At 39.5% G+C, this 17,856-nt stretch carries 17 protein-coding genes; 5 read left to right on the top strand and 12 right to left on the bottom strand.

Annotated elements, in window-relative coordinates; all coding sequences use genetic code 11:
* Window positions 1–10 precede the first annotated feature (10 nt).
* From AC52J8_RS03505 to AC52J8_RS03480, 6 genes are all read right to left on the bottom strand, one after another.
* Window positions 11–184 (bottom strand): PA1571 family protein, encoded by a 174-nt coding sequence (locus AC52J8_RS03505; RefSeq protein WP_002116397.1) that lies wholly within the window; start codon window positions 182–184, stop codon window positions 11–13.
* Between the two features lie 139 nt (window positions 185–323).
* Window positions 324–1,778: a ribonuclease G gene (gene rng / locus AC52J8_RS03500; RefSeq protein WP_005064412.1), complete on the bottom strand. Its 1,455-nt coding sequence runs from the start codon at window positions 1,776–1,778 to the stop codon at window positions 324–326.
* 113 nt (window positions 1,779–1,891) lie between these two features.
* Window positions 1,892–2,452, bottom strand: coding sequence for a Maf-like protein (locus AC52J8_RS03495; protein ID WP_078219647.1), 561 nt, complete (start codon window positions 2,450–2,452; stop codon window positions 1,892–1,894).
* Window positions 2,440–2,931: a rod shape-determining protein MreD gene (gene mreD, locus AC52J8_RS03490; protein ID WP_002116279.1), complete on the bottom strand. Its 492-nt coding sequence runs from the start codon at window positions 2,929–2,931 to the stop codon at window positions 2,440–2,442. The genes AC52J8_RS03495 and mreD overlap by 13 nt, the downstream gene beginning before the upstream one ends.
* Entirely contained in the window at window positions 2,918–3,775 is an 858-nt protein-coding gene (gene mreC / locus AC52J8_RS03485; RefSeq protein ID WP_002116449.1) for a rod shape-determining protein MreC, read from the bottom strand. The genes mreD and mreC overlap by 14 nt, the downstream gene beginning before the upstream one ends.
* 16 nt (window positions 3,776–3,791) lie before the next feature.
* A complete protein-coding gene (locus AC52J8_RS03480) occupies window positions 3,792–4,832 on the bottom strand; it encodes a rod shape-determining protein (RefSeq protein ID WP_000601379.1) in 1,041 nt (346 codons plus the stop codon).
* Between the two features lie 133 nt (window positions 4,833–4,965).
* Here AC52J8_RS03480 and gatC point away from each other — a divergent pair, with 133 nt between their 5' ends.
* The 4 genes from gatC (at window position 4,966) to AC52J8_RS03460 (ending at window position 9,029) form a co-directional block, all read left to right on the top strand.
* Window positions 4,966–5,280 carry an Asp-tRNA(Asn)/Glu-tRNA(Gln) amidotransferase subunit GatC gene (gene gatC / locus AC52J8_RS03475; RefSeq protein WP_000107699.1) on the top strand — a complete coding sequence of 105 codons (315 nt, stop codon included), beginning with the start codon at window positions 4,966–4,968 and terminating at the stop codon, window positions 5,278–5,280.
* 53 nt (window positions 5,281–5,333) lie between these two features.
* Window positions 5,334–6,812, top strand: a complete 1,479-nt coding sequence (gatA, locus tag AC52J8_RS03470; RefSeq protein ID WP_086399670.1) for an Asp-tRNA(Asn)/Glu-tRNA(Gln) amidotransferase subunit GatA — start codon at window positions 5,334–5,336, stop codon at window positions 6,810–6,812.
* Window positions 6,812–8,281 (top strand): Asp-tRNA(Asn)/Glu-tRNA(Gln) amidotransferase subunit GatB, encoded by a 1,470-nt coding sequence (gene gatB / locus AC52J8_RS03465; RefSeq protein WP_086399669.1) that lies wholly within the window; start codon window positions 6,812–6,814, stop codon window positions 8,279–8,281. Before gatA ends, gatB begins: the two co-directional genes overlap by 1 nt.
* Before the next feature lie 169 nt (window positions 8,282–8,450).
* On the top strand, window positions 8,451–9,029 hold the full coding sequence (locus tag AC52J8_RS03460) for a DJ-1/PfpI family protein (RefSeq protein ID WP_005064406.1): 579 nt from the start codon (window positions 8,451–8,453) through the stop codon (window positions 9,027–9,029).
* Between the two features lie 78 nt (window positions 9,030–9,107).
* Here AC52J8_RS03460 and AC52J8_RS03455 read toward each other — a convergent pair whose 3' ends face one another.
* Window positions 9,108–9,626, bottom strand: a complete 519-nt coding sequence (locus AC52J8_RS03455; protein ID WP_032005407.1) for a hypothetical protein — start codon at window positions 9,624–9,626, stop codon at window positions 9,108–9,110.
* A gap of 83 nt (window positions 9,627–9,709) precedes the next feature.
* Window positions 9,710–10,777 (bottom strand): DUF1176 domain-containing protein, encoded by a 1,068-nt coding sequence (locus AC52J8_RS03450; protein WP_086399668.1) that lies wholly within the window; start codon window positions 10,775–10,777, stop codon window positions 9,710–9,712.
* Window positions 10,778–10,902: 125 nt separating this feature from the next.
* Here AC52J8_RS03450 and AC52J8_RS03445 point away from each other — a divergent pair, with 125 nt between their 5' ends.
* On the top strand, window positions 10,903–11,652 hold the full coding sequence (locus AC52J8_RS03445; RefSeq protein WP_086399667.1) for a DUF4850 domain-containing protein: 750 nt from the start codon (window positions 10,903–10,905) through the stop codon (window positions 11,650–11,652).
* Window positions 11,653–11,695: 43 nt separating this feature from the next.
* Here the strand turns inward: AC52J8_RS03445 and AC52J8_RS03440 are convergent, their stop codons facing one another.
* The 4 genes from AC52J8_RS03440 to AC52J8_RS03425 form a co-directional block, all read right to left on the bottom strand.
* Complete coding sequence (locus tag AC52J8_RS03440; protein ID WP_086611483.1) at window positions 11,696–13,744, bottom strand: M13 family metallopeptidase; 2,049 nt, start codon at window positions 13,742–13,744, stop codon at window positions 11,696–11,698.
* 266 nt (window positions 13,745–14,010) lie between these two features.
* On the bottom strand, window positions 14,011–15,204 hold the full coding sequence (sbmA, locus tag AC52J8_RS03435) for a peptide antibiotic transporter SbmA (protein ID WP_032005414.1): 1,194 nt from the start codon (window positions 15,202–15,204) through the stop codon (window positions 14,011–14,013).
* A 238-nt stretch (window positions 15,205–15,442) separates the two neighbouring features.
* Complete coding sequence (locus AC52J8_RS03430; protein WP_032037380.1) at window positions 15,443–16,678, bottom strand: threonine ammonia-lyase; 1,236 nt, start codon at window positions 16,676–16,678, stop codon at window positions 15,443–15,445.
* A 203-nt stretch (window positions 16,679–16,881) separates the two neighbouring features.
* Window positions 16,882–17,856, bottom strand: a complete 975-nt coding sequence (locus AC52J8_RS03425; RefSeq protein WP_005804673.1) for a patatin-like phospholipase family protein — start codon at window positions 17,854–17,856, stop codon at window positions 16,882–16,884.

Raw genomic sequence — 17,856 nt, 5'->3', positions numbered from 1 at the left:
AATTGGCCCCTTATTTTTTGATTGTGCGGCACTGGTTAAGCAACTGATGACATACTGAACGAATCATTGCAGTTGTAATCGGTACTTCTTTACCTTGGTCATTCAACATATAGCAGCTATTTACTGGCGTGCTTTCTAAAACATGTTTAAGACCGTTGCTAATTAAGTTTTCACTTACATTCATGGGTTATACCTCTTATTGTTTGCTAAGACGTTTAATAGGGAGAACGTCTAGGGCTACTGTATGTAAGTAGTATTTAAAATTCATGAATGAAAGTAAAATTTCAGTTGTAACAAGGATTAAGCGATATCTTGTTACAACTTTAACTTAAAATGATATCGTATTGCTCTTGCGTATATAAATTTTCGACCTGAAATTTAATAACACGGTTAATAAAATGCTCTAAATCGGCTACTGCTGGTGCTTCTGCTGTTAATAATCGGTCAATCACAGAAGGATGGGCAACAACAGTAAAGCCACTCGTTGACTCAAATGCGCGGGTATATCGTAATATCTCACGAAATATTTCGTAACACACTGTCTCCGCTGTTTTGACAAAACCCCGCCCTTGGCATGTTGGACATGATTCACATAGCAAGTGTTCTAATGATTCACGAGTTCGTTTACGCGTCATTTCGACCAGACCAAGTTCTGACACTTGAGTAATTTTGGTCTTCGCGTGATCTCGCTCAAGCATTTTCTCAAACTGACGCATCACCTCTTCACGGTGAGTTGCTTCTTGCATGTCAATAAAATCAATAATGAGAATCCCCCCCAAATTACGCAGTCTAAGTTGACGCGCGATAACTTGAGTCGCCTCCATATTGGTTTTAAAAACAGTGTCTTCAAGACTACGACCACCTACATATGAACCTGTATTAACGTCAATCGTTGTCATGGCTTCAGTCTGGTCGATCATCAGATAACCACCCGACTTCAAAGCTACCCGAGTTTGTAAGGCTTTTTGAATATCTTCTTCAACATTATAAAGATCAAATAGTGGTCGCTCCCCCGGATAATGGATGAGACGACTCTTCATATTCGGGACAAACTCATCTACAAACTCAAGCAGTTTTGCATGAATCTCTCGCGAATCTACATAAATCTTTGCAGTTTCTTCGCTTGCTAAGTCGCGAATAATACGTTGAGGTAATGGAAGCTCTTCAAAAATTAAAGAAGGAACAGCAACGTCAGTCTGCTTACGCTGAATGTACTCCCACAATTTGCTCAGATAGCACATGTCCTGTGCAATTTCTGCCTCATCCACACCTTCTGCAGCCGTACGGACGATCACGCTACCGGGTAAATTATGCTCAGATTGAATACCTTCAATAATATTACGCAGACGATCTCGCTCTTCTTCAGACTCAATACGCTGCGAAACACCAATATGGTTACCATACGGCATTAATACCAAGTAGCGAGAAGGGATTGAAAGATCTGTACTTAGACGTGCACCTTTTGTGCCCAACATATCTTTCATTACTTGGACAGTAAGGGTTTGCCCAGGATGTAATAGCTCAAAGACATTTGGGGTAGGCTGCGAACGAGGCCAAACCATATCATTGATATGTAAAAAGGCTGTTCGAGACAAACCAATATCAACAAAGGCAGCTTGCATGCCCGGAAGCACTCGTACAACTTTACCCTTGTAGATATTGCCGACTAGACCGCGTTTAACTGTACGCTCGACATACAGTTCATTAACAGTTCCATTTTCGATTAATGCCACCCGACACTCCATAGGCGTGACATTAATAAGTAGTTCTTCTGACATACATAAACTCAAAGCATTATAAAATTTTTATTAAAGAGTCAGAGAAGCTGTTAACTTTAACGTTGTCTAGTGTTCATCGACAATGCTATTCAATGAAGAATGATAACAACCCCTTATGTCTTTACTCTTTTGAATAACTGTGCAAATTCGTATAAAGGAAGTCCTACCACATTACTATAACTTCCTTGAATTTGGGGAATATATTGCGAGGCAATTCCTTGAATTGCATATCCACCCGCTTTTCCAACAGGCTCACCGGTGGTCCAATAATCTTCCATATCCTGTGTAGTCAGGCACTGAAACTCAACTTGTGTTTGCACTACCTGACTTAACATTTGTTGTTGAGTCGCAACGCACAGTCCAGAAAACACATCATGCCAACGTCCAGATAATTGTTTCCAGATTTCAAAAGCATGATTTTTCGATTCAGGCTTACCAATAATTTGGCCATCAAGTCCCAGACTTGTATCGGCAGCAATAACAATTGCTTCTGGAAAAAGCTTCAATACAGTCTGAGCTTTTTCTCTAGCCAACCGTTCAACATAATGATGAACCAGCTCATTTTCATGAACAGACTCATCAATGTCAGGACTATAGATTTCAAAATCTAAGCCTAGCTGTTGTAACAACTCCTTCCGACGAGGAGAGCTAGATGCTAAAACTATATGCGCCATTTTGCCAAACAATAATAGACGACCGGCCACGTGATGATACTTGTCATCAAAGGTTGCCAATGTCTAGCAATCGAAAAATGAATTCCACCCATCGTCTGTGTTACCCACATAAATGCTAAATGGGCAATAATGACCAGCGTTGCTATCGTCCATAAATTAACAAAAGTTAAAATACGGCGTTCCCGAATTAAAAAACGGGTAAGAAAAGTCACAATTACAAAACTTAAGGCATTGAGCCCTAAAGGCGCATCAAGCAGTAAGTCTGTAAAAATCCCCATCCCAAATGCAAACCAGACCCCACACCATGTTGGCTGACATACTACCCAAAATAGCATGATCATCAACATGAATAGTGGCCGCCATCCTGAAATATCATAAGATAGCGGATAAACCATGAGTACAGAACCCACAATAACGGAGAGAATAATTCCCCATAATGGGTCTTTACGCTTTTCTCGTTTAAGTTTAGCGATCGGCATATGGCTGCTCCTTCGCTAATGATTCAGAGAAAAGTACAACTACATGATGGCCTGTTGCTAATTGTGCTGATGGTGTTACATCAATTTCAGCAAACTCACCTGAATTATGGCGTTTTATTTTGGCCACTGTACCCACTGCGTAACCTGCTGGGAAATGTTCACCCAAGCCTGAGCTAAACACTTTATCACCCACCTGAATATTCGCACTGGTCGGGACATATTCCATTTTTAAACGGCCCAAATCACCTGTACCAGAAACAATCGCCCGCATTCCAGTACGCTCAAGACGTACCGACAGTGAATGTTCTTTATCTGATAACAACATCACACGTGAACTATGAGGGTATACATTAATAATCTGCCCCATAATCCCCTTATCATCCAGAACCGTTTGACCGACCTTTAGATGGTCCGTAGAGCCTCGGTTAATAATGATGATATGGCGTAATGGGTCTGCATCTGTCCCAATCACTTCGGCAATTTCCATACGACCATCAATAATTAATGGTGTATCAAGAAGGCCTCGTAAACGGGTATTTTCAGCTGACAGTTCAGAAAGCTTCTGTAAGCGGACTTGAGCTTGTAAAAGCTCAGCCTGCATCGCGGTATTTTCACGACGTAGTTGTGCTTCAGATTTTGTTTGTTGATTCAGCCATTCTCTCGACAGTACCGGATAACTAGCCAATGCATAAATTGGGTTATATGCAGCGTACAAGACATCCCTTGCTGGCTGAATTACATAAGGCATGCGCCAATCAAAGAACAGCACAACCAAACATGTAATGACCGCAATAATGAACGAGCGGAAAGATGGCGGCTGTCTTGAAAAAATATTCGGTTGCACCGCCTAATCCTTAAACTTAACCGACGAAAAGCATGTCATGGTTCGGGTTGTCGAAGAATTCTAATACTTTACCACCACCACGGGTTACGCAAGTAAGAGGATCTTCAGCAACAACAACTGGTAAACCAGTTTCTTGAGCCAATAACTTGTCAAGGTTACGAAGTAGCGCACCACCACCTGTCAACACAATACCGCGCTCAGCAATATCAGAAGAAAGTTCAGGAGGAGTTTGCTCAAGAGCAGATTTCACAGCGCTTACAATGCTTTGTAACGGATCAGAAATAGCTTGAGTAATTTCGTCAGAAGTTACGGTAATTGCACGAGGCACACCTTCTGCAAGGTTACGGCCACGTACTTCGATTTCTAATGTTGTACCATCAGAAACAGCCATACCTACTTCTTTTTTAATAATTTCAGCAGTGGTTTCACCAATCACACAACCGTGAGCTTTACGAACATAATTGATGATTTGCTCATCAAAAACATCGCCGCCGATGCGTAAAGAGTCAGCATAGACACAACCTTGCAATGAAATAATTGCAATTTCTGTTGTACCGCCACCAACATCCACAACCATAGAACCACATGCTTGTTCAACTGGCATACCTGCGCCAATTGCTGCTGCCATAGGCTCTTCAATCAAACGAACATCACGGGCACCAGCATTAAATACTGCTTCGCGAATCGCACGACGCTCGACCAAAGTTGATTTACATGGTACACATACAACTACACGAGGTGCAGGTGGGAACAAACGTTTTTCGTGAACTTTACCAATAAACTGATTCAACATGGTTTCAGTCACTTCAAAATCCGCAATTACACCGTCTTTCATTGGACGAATTGCAGAAATATTCGCAGGCGTACGGCCCAGCATTTGCTTAGCATCTAGACCTACAGCAGCAACAATTTTTTGTGAACCACTGTGACGAATTGCCACAACTGTTGGTTCATTTAATATAATGCCGCGGCCTGGTGCATAAATAAGTGTATTTGCTGTACCTAAATCAATGGCTAGATCCGGCGAAAACAAGCCAATTAGTCGTTTTAGAATCACGGTTCGTTCTCAGTTAAACTTTCATGTGGATGCAAGGTGGCAACTTTAAACTAAATGTGATGATTTGAACAAGTCAATCGCTTATTATAACGCACGATATTTTGAAAATTTTTAATACTGATTAGGTGATGTTATGTCTACATCGGATGCACAGCATTCAGCAGATTTAAATGCACAAACAGTTTCAGCAATCGCCAATCTTGCTCGATTGTCGCTCAATGATACGCAATCTGCTGAATATGCTCAAAGTCTAAATAAAATTTTAGGCATGATGGAAACCTTAAAAGGCATTGATACGGAAGGCGTAGAACCTTTGAAAAGTCCTTTTGACAATCCTCAACCTTTACGTGCTGATGTGGTAACGGAAAGCAATCATCGAGATGAATACCAAGCAGTTGCACCTGCAACTCAAGATGGTTTGTATCTTGTTCCTCGCGTGATTGAATAACTTTTACTCAATTAACCCATCTTCCCTATTTTGAATGTAAAGAAATTTTACTCATGACTGATTTACATCGCTTATCAATTCGTGAACTTGCTGAGGGCTTAAGCCAAGCGAAGTTTTCATCTCGCGAACTGACTGAACACTATTTAAAACGTATTGCTAAAATTGACCCACTGGTAAAAAGTTACGTGACGGTTACGCCTGAACAAGCTCTTGCCGAAGCCAACGCTGCCGATGCTGCATTAAAAGCAGGTAATGCAACAGCTTTAACGGGTATTCCTCTTGCGCATAAAGATATCTTTTGTACCAAAGGTATTAAAACAACTGCCGGTTCAAAAATACTAGACAACTTCATCTCTCCTTACGATGCAACTGTTGTTGAAAAAACTAAAGCAGCTGGTCTTGTCACTTTAGGTAAAGTGAACATGGACGAGTTTGCAATGGGTTCAACTTCAGAAAGCTCGTATGTTGGTGCAACAAGTAACCCATGGGCACTCGACCACGTTCCTGGTGGCTCATCAGGTGGTTCTGCTGCGGCTGTAGCAGCTGATTTAGCACCTTTTGCTACAGGTACTGATACAGGTGGCTCAATCCGTCAACCTGCCTCTTTCTGCGGTTTAACAGGCTTAAAACCAACCTATGGTCGTGTATCTCGTTTCGGGATCATTGCTTATGCATCATCTTTAGACCAAGCGGGTCCAATGGCTCGTTCTGCCGAAGACTGTGCTTACCTCATGAATGTAATTGCAGGTCATGATGCAAAAGACTCGACTTCGGTTAAAAAAGAAGTTGATGACTACGTTGCAAATTTAAACAACACATCTGTAAAAGGTTTACGCATTGGTATTCCTAAACAGTACTTTAACGTTGCAGGCTTAGATGCTGATGTAAAAGCACGTGTTGAAGAGTCTTTGAAAAAGCTTGAAGAAATGGGTGCAACGCTTGTTGAGATCGACCTCAACATGACTGAAGCGTATGTCCCAACGTATTATCTCATTGCACCAGCTGAAGCATCTTCTAACTTGTCACGTTATGATGGCGTTCGTTACGGCTACCGCTGTGAAAACCCAGCTGATTTGATGGATCTTTACAAACGCTCTCGCTCAGAAGGTTTTGGTCCAGAAGTTCAACGTCGTATTCTCATTGGTACTTATGCGCTTTCTGCGGGTTATTACGATGCTTATTATGTGAAAGCACAAAAAGTACGTCGTTTAATTCAACAAGACTTCTTAAAAGCATTTGAAAATGTAGATGTGATTGCTGCTCCTGCTGCGCCAACAACTGCATATAAAATTGGTGCGAACTTAAGCCCAACAGAAATGTATTTAGGCGATATTTATACACTTGCAGTGAACTTGGCAGGCTTACCAGCGATTAATGCTCCTGTTGGTTTTGATAAAGACAGCTTACCTGTAGGCTTACAGTTGATTGGTAACTATTGGTCAGAATCACAATTGTTGTCGATTGTTCATCAATACCAACAAAATACCGATTTCCATACTCAACGTGCGGCAATTGCTGAGGAGAATGCATAATGGCTGAAGCTCAAAAGTTGAAATTGATTGACGGTTGGGAAGTCGTTATTGGTATCGAGATTCACACTCAGCTTGCAACCAATTCTAAAATTTTCTCTGGTTCATCAACTGAATTTGGTCAAGACCCAAACACACAAGCGAGCCTTGTAGACTTGGCAATGCCGGGTGTACTCCCTGTTTTAAATGAAAAAGTAGTTGATCTTGCAATTCGCTTCGGTCTTGGAATTGATGCATACATCGACCAAGCATCTGTGTTTGCACGTAAAAACTACTTCTACCCAGACTCTCCAAAAGGCTACCAAATTAGCCAAATGGATAACCCAATTGTGGGCTTGGGTCACATCGACATTCAACTTGAAGATGGTACGGCTAAACGTATTGGTGTAACTCGTGCTCACCTTGAAGAAGATGCGGGTAAATCTGTACATGACCAATTTGAAGGTATGTCTGGCATTGACTTAAACCGTGCTGGTACGCCTTTGCTTGAAATCGTTTCTGAACCAGACATGCGTTCGGTTGAAGAAGCAGTTGCCTACATCAAAGCAATTCACACACTAGTACGTTGGTTAGGTATTTCTGACGGTAACATGGCTGAAGGTTCATTCCGTGCGGACTGTAACGTATCTTTACGTCGTCCGGGACAGCCGTTTGGTACACGCTGTGAGCTTAAAAACCTCAACTCATTCCGTTTCATTGAGCAAGCGATCAATGTTGAAATTGAACGCCAAATGGAAATTTTGGAATACGGCGGAAGTATCGACCAAGAAACTCGTTTGTTTGATCCGAACAAAATGGAAACGCGCTCAATGCGTTCTAAAGAAGAAGCGAATGACTACCGCTACTTCCCCGATCCAGATTTGTTACCTGTGATTATTGCTGATGAGCAAATTGAAGCTGCTCGCGCTGCACTTCCAGAGCTCCCTGCTGCTCGCCGTGCGCGCTTTATCGCAGACTTTGGTGTAACTGAGTACGATGCTCACGTACTTACGCTCTCACGCGAAATGGCAGACTTCTATGAAGCTGTTGTGGCTGCTGCTGGCGGTGCGAAGCAAGGTAAAGTATCAGCAAACTGGGTAATGGGTGAATTCTCAGGTGCGTTAAACAAAGCTGGCCTAGACTTAGCAGACTCTCCTGTTTCTGCTGAACAACTTGGCGGCATGATTGCACGCATTATTGACAACACCATTAGCGGTAAGATTGCTAAACAAGTCTTTGGCTTTATGTGGGAATCGGAAGGTAAATCTGCCGATGACATTATTGCGGAAAAAGGCTTAAAGCAAGAAACCGACACTGGCGCAATTGAAGCGATCATTAAAGAAGTACTTGCAGCCAATGAAAAAATGGTTGAAGAGTACAAATCTGGTAAAGAAAAAGCCTTTAACGGTCTTGTTGGTCAAGTCATGAAAGCTTCTAAGGGTAAAGCTAACCCTGCTCAAGTAAATGAATTAATGAAAAAATTGATTGGTTAATTTGACTAGCCAACTCAAGAAAAAGCCTCGATTTATCGGGGCTTTTTTATATCCGTCTAAAGCATTCTTCGACTAAAGAATGCACTTTTTTCCTAAAAAATTACTCAGTGACTGTGCTAATTTAAATTAATAATTTAGATAACTTATATTTTAAAAAGAGAGATAAATTATGTCTAAAAAGATTTTAATGTTGGTCGGTGACTATGCCGAAGACTATGAAACTATGGTTCCATTTCAGTTCTTAACTGGTTTAGGTTATACCGTGCATGCTGTTTGCCCGAATAAAAAGAACGGCGACCATATTGCAACGGCTATTCATGATTTTGAAGGTGAGCAAACTTATAGCGAAAAACGTGGCCACAACTTTGCGATTAACTATGATTTTGATGCCGTTAATACCGAAGACTATGTAGGTCTAGTGATTCCGGGTGGTCGTGCACCAGAGTATTTACGCATGAATGAACGTATTATCGAAATTGTGCGTGAGTTTGATCGAGTGAAAAAACCAATAGCAGCCGTATGCCATGGCGCTCAGTTACTCGCAGCGGCAGATGTATTACAAGGCCGCCTCTGTTCTGCTTATCCAGCATGTGCTGTCGAAGTAAAATTGGCAGGTGGACAATACGCAGATATTGCTGTGACTGAAGCAGTTACAGATGGTCATTTGGTGACTGCTCCAGCTTGGCCTGCACATCCAGCTTGGTTAGCTCAATTTGTGAAAGTTTTAGGGGCTACAATTACGATCTAAAAAGATCTCTTTATCCCAAATACAATAAAGCCTACTCTTAGATAGCAGGCTTTATTACTAAAATAGAAAACTAGACTTTTATCTTGTAATCCCTAATTTATTCCAAATTTCTGGTGTTAAAAACGTCGTCACCAATTTATTTAAGTCAATATAGCGTAATGTGCCCTGCAACTGCTGTTTAACAGCTGGGTCCTTAACAATATCTTCACCCGCACTTTGACCTAACTGTTGAAAGGCCTCTCCAACTGCCTTCACACCTTCAGCCTGAATTACAGCTTTGGTCTGAGCAGAACATTGCTCCACAATCACACGTTGTAAAACCTGAGCCAGTTTTTGGTCTAACTGATCTTTTTGCTCAGGTGTTACATTACTAAATGCTTTTAAATCTGGATGAGCAGCTAAAGCCGTAAATGTCCATTGAAGTACAGTAGTTTTGTCTGAAGCCGTTGTAGCCTTAACTAAACAATCACTGAGCTGATCAACCGTTGGTCCAGCCATCGCAATTTGAGTAGTCCCCAACACAGCAGCAGCCACACATATTGAACGGCTCAGGTGTGAAAACTTACGGCGAACAATAGCGTAAAGATGATGTGACATAGGTCTGGCTCCAATAAACAATCTGTTCTTTTTATCACAGAGTCACTAAAGTTACCTGTTATGACTCTGTAACCACAAAATACTTATTTCACCACAGACTCTATTCGATCAAGCTCCCACACTCCACCTGCTGCCAAGCCTTTACACATACCCGTCCACATATCCTTAGTATGTACAAAACTCTTACCATCCCACACCCATTCTTCACTTGCCCAGCAGTCTCCAATGCCTCTTCCCTTTTGAGCACTACTGATAATACCGCTATCAAAATCTGAAGCGGACTCAGTCACAAATGTTGCCTTACCATTTAAAGACTCATCTAACACCCAAGCACCATATCCTTCATTATAAGCCCCTCTCCAGCACAACGTAGTCGCCAGAACTTTCTTATTGGTTAGTTTATATAGCTCAATTTTCTGTGGTTCAGCTCCATCGCTATTACCGCCATAAACGCCTTCACAAAAGCCATCTTCTTTCTGATTCGGTTTAGCAGCCATCAAACTACGATGTATGGCTTGATACTGCTTGCTTTTCAGTTGTAGCGTTAAATAAGGTTTGACTGTAGTTTTAATGCGTTTAACAAGTAGTTTTGGCTCAGGCATAAGCACTTTGGTTTCATTGGCGCTGCCCTTTTTAACCAAAGCACCAACAGTTCCGATACGCTTCTGAAAATCATCCATTTTTAGTAACACAGCAGTCATTCCAGCATCGGAAATTTTCCATTCATGCTGAGCATTTTTAAATACAATTTCGGTCTTCTGTTTGGACTGCTGTAGTAAAGCATTGACTTGTGAGCTGTTGAGTTTACCCATAAGTGGTAACTCAGTACCATCTACAGTCACAGCGCCTAAATCTTTGCCATTTATATAAAAATGAATATTTTTAAGCTGGTTTGCTGGCATGCTTTGCTCATAGTCTGACAAAGCAAATTCAATCTGCACAGGTTGTTTTGGGCCTGTTTTACGTGTTAATAAAATTGAAGCTGGGTTATCACCATTTTCTTCATTTTGATACCCTGCAGCCTTACATGTTCCCGTATTGCTGCAAGAAACTTCCCACTCTTGGTGTGAAAATGAAATACCTTTGATGTCTTGAGCAAAACTATAAGAACTCATTACCGCTAAACAGCAGATTGAAAGCATATTTTTCATTATTTCATGTCTCGATTGGTCTGTTTTTCTTATTAAGCTAAAAACAGTTTAAAATTTTGAATTACCGTCTAGTTTAAAAGAATATGCTAGATTTATATAAGATTTAAATTGATTACTTTCTAAAAATGAAAAAACTAAATTTTTTATTATGGGCAACATTAGTCAGCCTAAATTCAACTGCTTATGCAGAAGTAAAAAGCTTTACACCTCATTTTCCAAAGTTTTATAGCTCTGCTGCAACCCGCAAAGCAGATAATCAATTCTACGCTCTAGGAGAGGCAAAGTTTTTAAACGGCGTTACAGTCCCGTTTTATGGTGTTACAGCACAAAGCCCAACAGAGAATGGTTTACTTAAAGACTTTGAAACCTGTACACCTAAAAGCTGCCGTTTTAATTTCAAACTCGAGGCTCAACACGCCAAACAATTAAAACTTATTGCATTACCTGAAACGGGTTTAGTACTTATTCCCAAAAGTTGGCACGACGTGCAGGCAAATGCAGGTGCAAATGGAACTGGTTTTGCCCTAATAATGAGTCCAGACCACAAACAAGCAATCGAACTTTACGACTCCTCATTTTGCGTTGGCTGTGGACTACCAAATGCAACGCTTTATTTTCCCGAACTATTAAAAGAAAGTCTTGAAAATGAATTTGGCGGATTCAAAGATCCTAAAAAACTCATTAATATTGTTCATCCCTCTAAAAAAGTGGCTTTTTTTAGTTATCAAATTCCACAAGTGAACAATAAAACCCATGGCATTGCCAAATATGATGATGAAGACACTTTTAACTATAAAGAAATTCAAGTCACCTTAGATAAATCCCAACAATCTTTAGTTGGCCCTATCCTTAATTTTTATAATACAACGCACTAATCCAATACTTAATAAGAAAACCCGCTTTCGCGGGTTTTCTTAATCACCAAATAGTTACCCGCTTCTCTGGTGGTAAATACATCTGATCATCTTCGTTTATTTTAAAAGCCTCATAAAATGGTTTTTGATTCATTAAAGCTCCATTGCCACGCACTTTATCAGGGGAATGAGGATCAGTTTTTAAATAGATAATCGCTTGAGCTTCGCGGGTTTTCGCACGCCAAACTTGAGCCCACCCCATATAAAAACGTTGCTCACCAGTCCGTCCATCAATTACAGGGGCTGGCTTACCATCTAATGCAATTTGATAAGCCTTATAGGCAATTGCTAACCCGGAGTTATCTGCAATATTTTCCCCTAATGTTAATTCACCATTAACATGATAACCAGCAATCGGTTCATAACGGTTATATTGTTCAATCAACGCTTGTGTTTTAGCTTTAAAATGCTGATGATCTTCAGCATTCCACCAGTTTCTCATATTGCCCAATTCATCAAACTGACTCCCCTGATCATCAAAGCTATGACTAATTTCATGGCCAATCACAGCACCTATACCACCATAGTTCACTGCATCATCTGCCTTTATATTAAAAAAAGGTGGTTGTAATATCGCTGCTGGAAATACAATTTCATTCAATGATGGATTGTAATAAGCATTCACCGTTTGTGGTTTCATATACCATTCATCACGATCAACCGGCTTACCCAATTTATTAAGTTCATATTGGTATCTAAACTCACTTGCACGAATTATATTTCCAACTAAATCATTTTTAGCGATGTGCAGACCAGAATAATCACGCCACTTTTTTGGATACCCGATCTTTATTGACATGTGAGAAAGCTTTTTACGAGCTTGTATTTTCGTCGCAGGACTCATCCAGTCCAATTCTGTAATGCTTTGGTCATAAGCACGAATCAGATTTTGCACCAATAATTCTATCTGTTGTTTTTTCTCAGCAGGAAAGTATTTTTTAATATAAAGTTTACCAATACCATCTCCCAGAACCTTATCAACAAGCTGTACACCCCGCTTCCAACGTGTTTCTTGTTCCGTAATATCTCGAAGTGTCTTGTTATAAAAATCAAATTTATTATCTACAAAAGCGCTATTTAGTAATGGAGAAAAATTATTTATCAAATGCAATTTAAAATAAGCTTTCCATATATCTAAGGGTGTATCTTGAATAATTGTATTTAAGCCCTGAAAGTAGTCTGGCTGATTTACCTGAATAGTATCAATTTTTCCTTTTAATTCAGTTGCAGTTAGATAACCTTGCCAATCAAATGCAGGGGTCAATTTATACAAATCTGCGGGTTTATATTTATTGTAGCGTTTTGCAAGATCGCGGTTTTGAACGTTGCTCCACTGTATTTTTGCCAACTGAGTTTCAAGTTTTAAAATTTCCTGAGCATGTTGTGCTGCTTGCGAGTCTCCAGCAAGTGTTAAAGTTTTTTCAATATACTTTAAATACTGTGCACGAGTTTCAATAAATTTTTTATCATCTTTCAAATAATAATCACGGTCAGGTAGACCCAAACCACTTTGCTCCAAACCAGCCACCATTTCAGTAGATTGTTTCATATCCTGTTCAATGCTTAGACGGATTGGGCTATTGACATCAATACGAGCAAAATGTGCCATTAAAATTGCAATTTGATTCTTATTTTTCAATTTATCAATTTGATTTATCTTATTTTTTAGAGGACTAATACCTTGCTTCTCAATACTTTTTTCATCCATAAAGCTAGCATATAGAGTAGCTACTTTTTGCTCTAAACTACCATCCACCCACTTTTGACCAGAGAGCTCTTCTACAATTCCATGTACTTGGCTGATTGATAACTCACGGAGCTGATTAAAAGCTCCCCAACTTGCTTTATCAGCTGGGATTTCAGTATTTTTTAACCAAATACCATTTACATGTGAATAAAAATCGTTCTTTTCATTAATAGAGGAATCAATATATTGTTGATCTATACCTGATATTTTTTTGATTTGAGAATTTGTTACTAATTCCGCACGTACCAAATTAGCAGAAGTCATAAGTGCAATCGTAAGAGCACTTTTAAGTAAAATAGATTTCAAAGACTTAACCTCATATTTAAATATTTAATGATCTAAAACAATAGCTTAAAGTGATTATTTTTTATTAATTAAGCGAATGGCAAAATTAAAACCAATATAGAAGCAAGTTTTATACCGCGAAAATATAATATTTTCAAAAATATATTTTTATATAAATCAAAATTATAAACGAAGAAACTTACCAAATCTTTTATTCTACTAAATACTTAATATTCTAAAGATGCCATGGCTTGAACCAAGGCATCTTTCAGAGATATGATTACTTTTTAATCTAAAATTTTCTCAAATATTCTTAAACGCTTATAAATTGAAAGCAGTTCAATAATCGTTTTCCATGAACTAATTAAATATTGGAATGATTCACGGACTTTATCAAAAACATTACCTATTTGCGTAATTAAACCCAATGTCATTTTACCTGCGGCAATAGAAGGGAATAAAACAACTAGACTATATAAAATATCTAATTGGATATACCAAATACTAACTAAATTAAAATAAGAGTAATGCAGATATAAACGGAAATAATTCAGCCTAACACTTGAGAACAATTCTCTTAATGTTTTTGGCTGTGCACGCTCCTCATGATCCTCACCATAGACAAGTTCTTTACGATAGGCAGCTTCTACTTTTTGATTATTAAACTGTAAACCAGGTAATTTAATACCAACCACCATTAATAGAACAGTACCAAAAACAGCCCATACAATTGCAGCCCAGACCAATGAATGATCAATTTCACCTACAATAGGCAGTACTCTAACTTGTTTAGAAAGTTCAAAAAGAATAGGTAAAAAGGCAATTAAAACCATTATAGCCTTAACAAAATTTACTCCGAGGTCTTCTAAAACAGAGGCGAAACGCATGGTATCTTCTTGAACACGCTGTGAAGCCCCCTCGATATGACGAAGCTTTTCCCAATGCTCTGTGTAATATTCATTCATTGCTGTACGCCAGCGGAATACATAATGACTAGCAAAAAAAGCATTAATAACAGCTAAAGTCACACCGACCATCGCAATTAAAAGAAATGTAACTGTTCCCATATAAAGTTTATTAATATCACCACCACCGTGATCCAACATACTTTGAATGAGATTATAAAAAGGCCCATACCATGCATTAACAGCTACACTAACCTGAACGCTAAACCAGATATTGAATAAAATAAACGCCGAGCCCCACACAGACCAACGTTGCCAAGGGTTATTCGATATAGTCCTCCAGAAACCAGCAAAAAGCGCAGTAGAGACTAAAAACCAAACATAAAACCATAAGAAAGTGGGAGACCAAAAACGGCTCACACCTAATGGTGGTTGAACATCATGGTAGCCCTTAGCAAAGCCGATAAAAGTTCCCCATGTGTTCCCACCTGAGTACCAGAGCACCATATTGAGCGCGATCCAAATGACCGCAGATATAAAAAAATACCTTGGTGATGGAAAAAATGATTTGAACATTGAGCGTGGATATCCCTATATTTCTTCAAATTTACAATGAAAGGAATACTAAAACCTAAACCTTAAAATTGTGAAGGGTAAAGTTTAGAGAATTGTCAGTTTTTCCTGTTCCATTGAAGGATTTGATCGTTTTTTTGTAAATTAATCCCTTTTTTGGCAATTTAATCCATTTAAATTACCTTGTATATGACTCTCGATAGAGCCATATACAGCTTTTATAACACAGTGATATCAGAGATTAAATCTCTTCTTTACGAACAATATAGCCTTCTAATTGCATTGCTTGAATGAGCAAATCTAGGTCTGAGGCACTCTTTAACTCTACATCAACGCTTACAGCGCTTTCTTTGGCACGGCTTGTTGCCGCAAAGCGTTCATGACGTAGTTCATAAATATTACCACCTTGCTCAGCAATAATGGCCGTCAAACGAGCTAAAGCACCTGGATTGTCCGGTAATTCAACACGAATACGAACCATACGGCCTGTACGGGTTAAATGGCGTTGTAATACAGAGACCATAACACGTGTATCAATATTTCCACCCGACAGCACCACACCTAATTTATGACCTAAAAACAGATTGGGACGCGACATAATTGCAGCAATACCTGTCGCTCCTGCTCCTTCACATACTGTTTTTTCAATATTAAGTAATAGTGCAATCGCTTCTTCAATCATGTCCTCAGTAACAACGACAATGTCATCAACATATTCTTTAGCAACTTGGGTCGTAAGCTCACCTGGAGTTTTTACCGCAATACCTTCAGCAACAGTAGAGCCCATTGAAACCGCATGTTGATAATTGCAAAGTAGTTTTGCCATACTTGGGTATACAACTGACTGCACCCCAATAATTTTGATTTTTGGATTGATCGCTTTAGCAGCAATTGCAATACCAGAAATTAAACCACCACCACCAATTGGCACAACCAAAATATCCAGATCAGGCACAGCCGCAAGCATTTCAAGTGCAATGGTGCCTTGACCCGCAATAATTTCAGCATCATCAAATGGGTGGATAATCGTTAAAGATTCTTCTTGCGCAACACGATGCATTTCAGCAGCAGCTTCTGAAAAGTCCTGCCCATGCAAAATAACGCGCGCACCGTACTCACGTACTCGTTGCACCTTAACATTTGGCGTAGATTTCGGCATTACAATAGTTGCAGTCACACCTGTCCGCTGAGCATGGTAGGCTACACCTTGTGCGTGATTGCCTGCCGAAGCTGCAATAACACCATGTTGCTTTTCTTGCTCAGATAAACACAACAGTTTATTCAGAGCACCCCGCTCTTTAAATGAAGCTGTAAATTGTAAGTTTTCAAATTTCAACCACATCTCAGCCCCTAAGGTTTTAGAAATGGTCTCTGAGAAAACAAAGGGAGTTTTTACAACTAAACCTTCCAAACGCTCTGCGGCAGCATGAACATCATCTAATGTTGGAAAGCCATTTTTAACCTGTTGCTGTATCATTTATCCAGTCAGCCTCAATACACTACAAATCAATTATTTTTAAAAAACGGCAACAATATTTCATATTAACCATTAGAGTTTTCAGCATATCCAACATGTCTCTAATATACAAAAAATTTTATTCCAAAAATTGAAGATTTAGACTTCCATAAAAAAAGCCCTATGTGGGCTTTTTTTATAATTTTCAGAATATTAACGTTTATTTATTGGCTTTGAGCACTCAAGCCTTCCGTAGACATATTTTGTTCAGCTATTTTTTCATCAATAGCAAACTGAATATCAGAAAGCTTGGCATTAGCTGCATCTATACCAGATTTCATAGTAGCTTCACGGCCTTTGACATCAAAAATATGTGCTTTTTCTCTTAAATCTGGCTGAATAACAACATCTGCATATTGTAATTCTTCTGCTGCCAAACGCCCTTGCATGATATTAATATTCTGGTTAAACAGTCCCCAGACATTCGATGTTTCTGTGTAAATAGGCTGAGCTAAAATATCAACTGCAATAATGACATCAGCCCCTAAATCACGAGCTACTTCAACCGGTACAGGACTCACCAACCCACCGTCTACATATTCAGATTTACCAATTTTAGTCGGCACAAACATACTCGGAATCGAAGCAGAGGCTCTCACGGCTTGCCCAGTATTGCCGTAGTTAAATACGGTCTTAGTGCCATGCTTCAGTTCAGTTGCCACCACATACATTGGAATCTTCATTTTTTCGAGTGGCATATTATTTACTTGCTGGTTAACGTAGTTCTCTACTTTTTTACCATCAAAAAAACCTTTTAGACCGATACTAATGTCACGGACGTCACCAGCTTTCATTTTTAAAGCAGTATCACGCAGTTCAGCAGGTGTTTTACCACTCGCATAAATTGCCCCAACAATACTACCCGCACTCGTACCTACAATAAAATCCGGGCGAATACCATGTTGTTCTAAAACTTCAATCACCCCAATATGAGCATAACCTCGTGCTCCACCGCTACCCAATACAAGCGCAACAACAGGACGTTTTTGCATTTTTTTAATTCTTGCAAAAGGTTGATCGACAGGACGAGCATAAGCTTCTGTCGTTTGCGGTTTTAGAGCAGCAGACAAGTGTGTGGTGGTCTGGCATCCCGCCAACACCATAGAGAGTCCGAGAACCCACAATTTAAGCTGTTTCAT

This window comes from Acinetobacter sp. S-1 (assembly GCF_059579785.1).
Note: the sequence above shows the minus strand (reverse complement) of the source record. Positions and strands in the feature narration are given on the sequence as shown.

Coding starts and splice junctions, on each gene's coding strand:
- AC52J8_RS03505 (WP_002116397.1), bottom strand. CDS start 184: ATGAATGTAAGTGAAAACTTAATTAGCAACGGTCTTAAACATGTTTTA.
- rng (WP_005064412.1), bottom strand. CDS start 1,778: ATGTCAGAAGAACTACTTATTAATGTCACGCCTATGGAGTGTCGGGTG.
- AC52J8_RS03495 (WP_078219647.1), bottom strand. CDS start 2,452: ATGGCGCATATAGTTTTAGCATCTAGCTCTCCTCGTCGGAAGGAGTTG.
- mreD (WP_002116279.1), bottom strand. CDS start 2,931: ATGCCGATCGCTAAACTTAAACGAGAAAAGCGTAAAGACCCATTATGG.
- gatC (WP_000107699.1), top strand. CDS start 4,966: ATGTCTACATCGGATGCACAGCATTCAGCAGATTTAAATGCACAAACA.
- gatA (WP_086399670.1), top strand. CDS start 5,334: ATGACTGATTTACATCGCTTATCAATTCGTGAACTTGCTGAGGGCTTA.
- gatB (WP_086399669.1), top strand. CDS start 6,812: ATGGCTGAAGCTCAAAAGTTGAAATTGATTGACGGTTGGGAAGTCGTT.
- AC52J8_RS03460 (WP_005064406.1), top strand. CDS start 8,451: ATGTCTAAAAAGATTTTAATGTTGGTCGGTGACTATGCCGAAGACTAT.
- AC52J8_RS03455 (WP_032005407.1), bottom strand. CDS start 9,626: ATGTCACATCATCTTTACGCTATTGTTCGCCGTAAGTTTTCACACCTG.
- AC52J8_RS03450 (WP_086399668.1), bottom strand. CDS start 10,777: ATGAAAAATATGCTTTCAATCTGCTGTTTAGCGGTAATGAGTTCTTAT.
- AC52J8_RS03445 (WP_086399667.1), top strand. CDS start 10,903: ATGAAAAAACTAAATTTTTTATTATGGGCAACATTAGTCAGCCTAAAT.
- sbmA (WP_032005414.1), bottom strand. CDS start 15,204: ATGTTCAAATCATTTTTTCCATCACCAAGGTATTTTTTTATATCTGCG.
- AC52J8_RS03430 (WP_032037380.1), bottom strand. CDS start 16,678: ATGATACAGCAACAGGTTAAAAATGGCTTTCCAACATTAGATGATGTT.
- AC52J8_RS03425 (WP_005804673.1), bottom strand. CDS start 17,856: ATGAAACAGCTTAAATTGTGGGTTCTCGGACTCTCTATGGTGTTGGCG.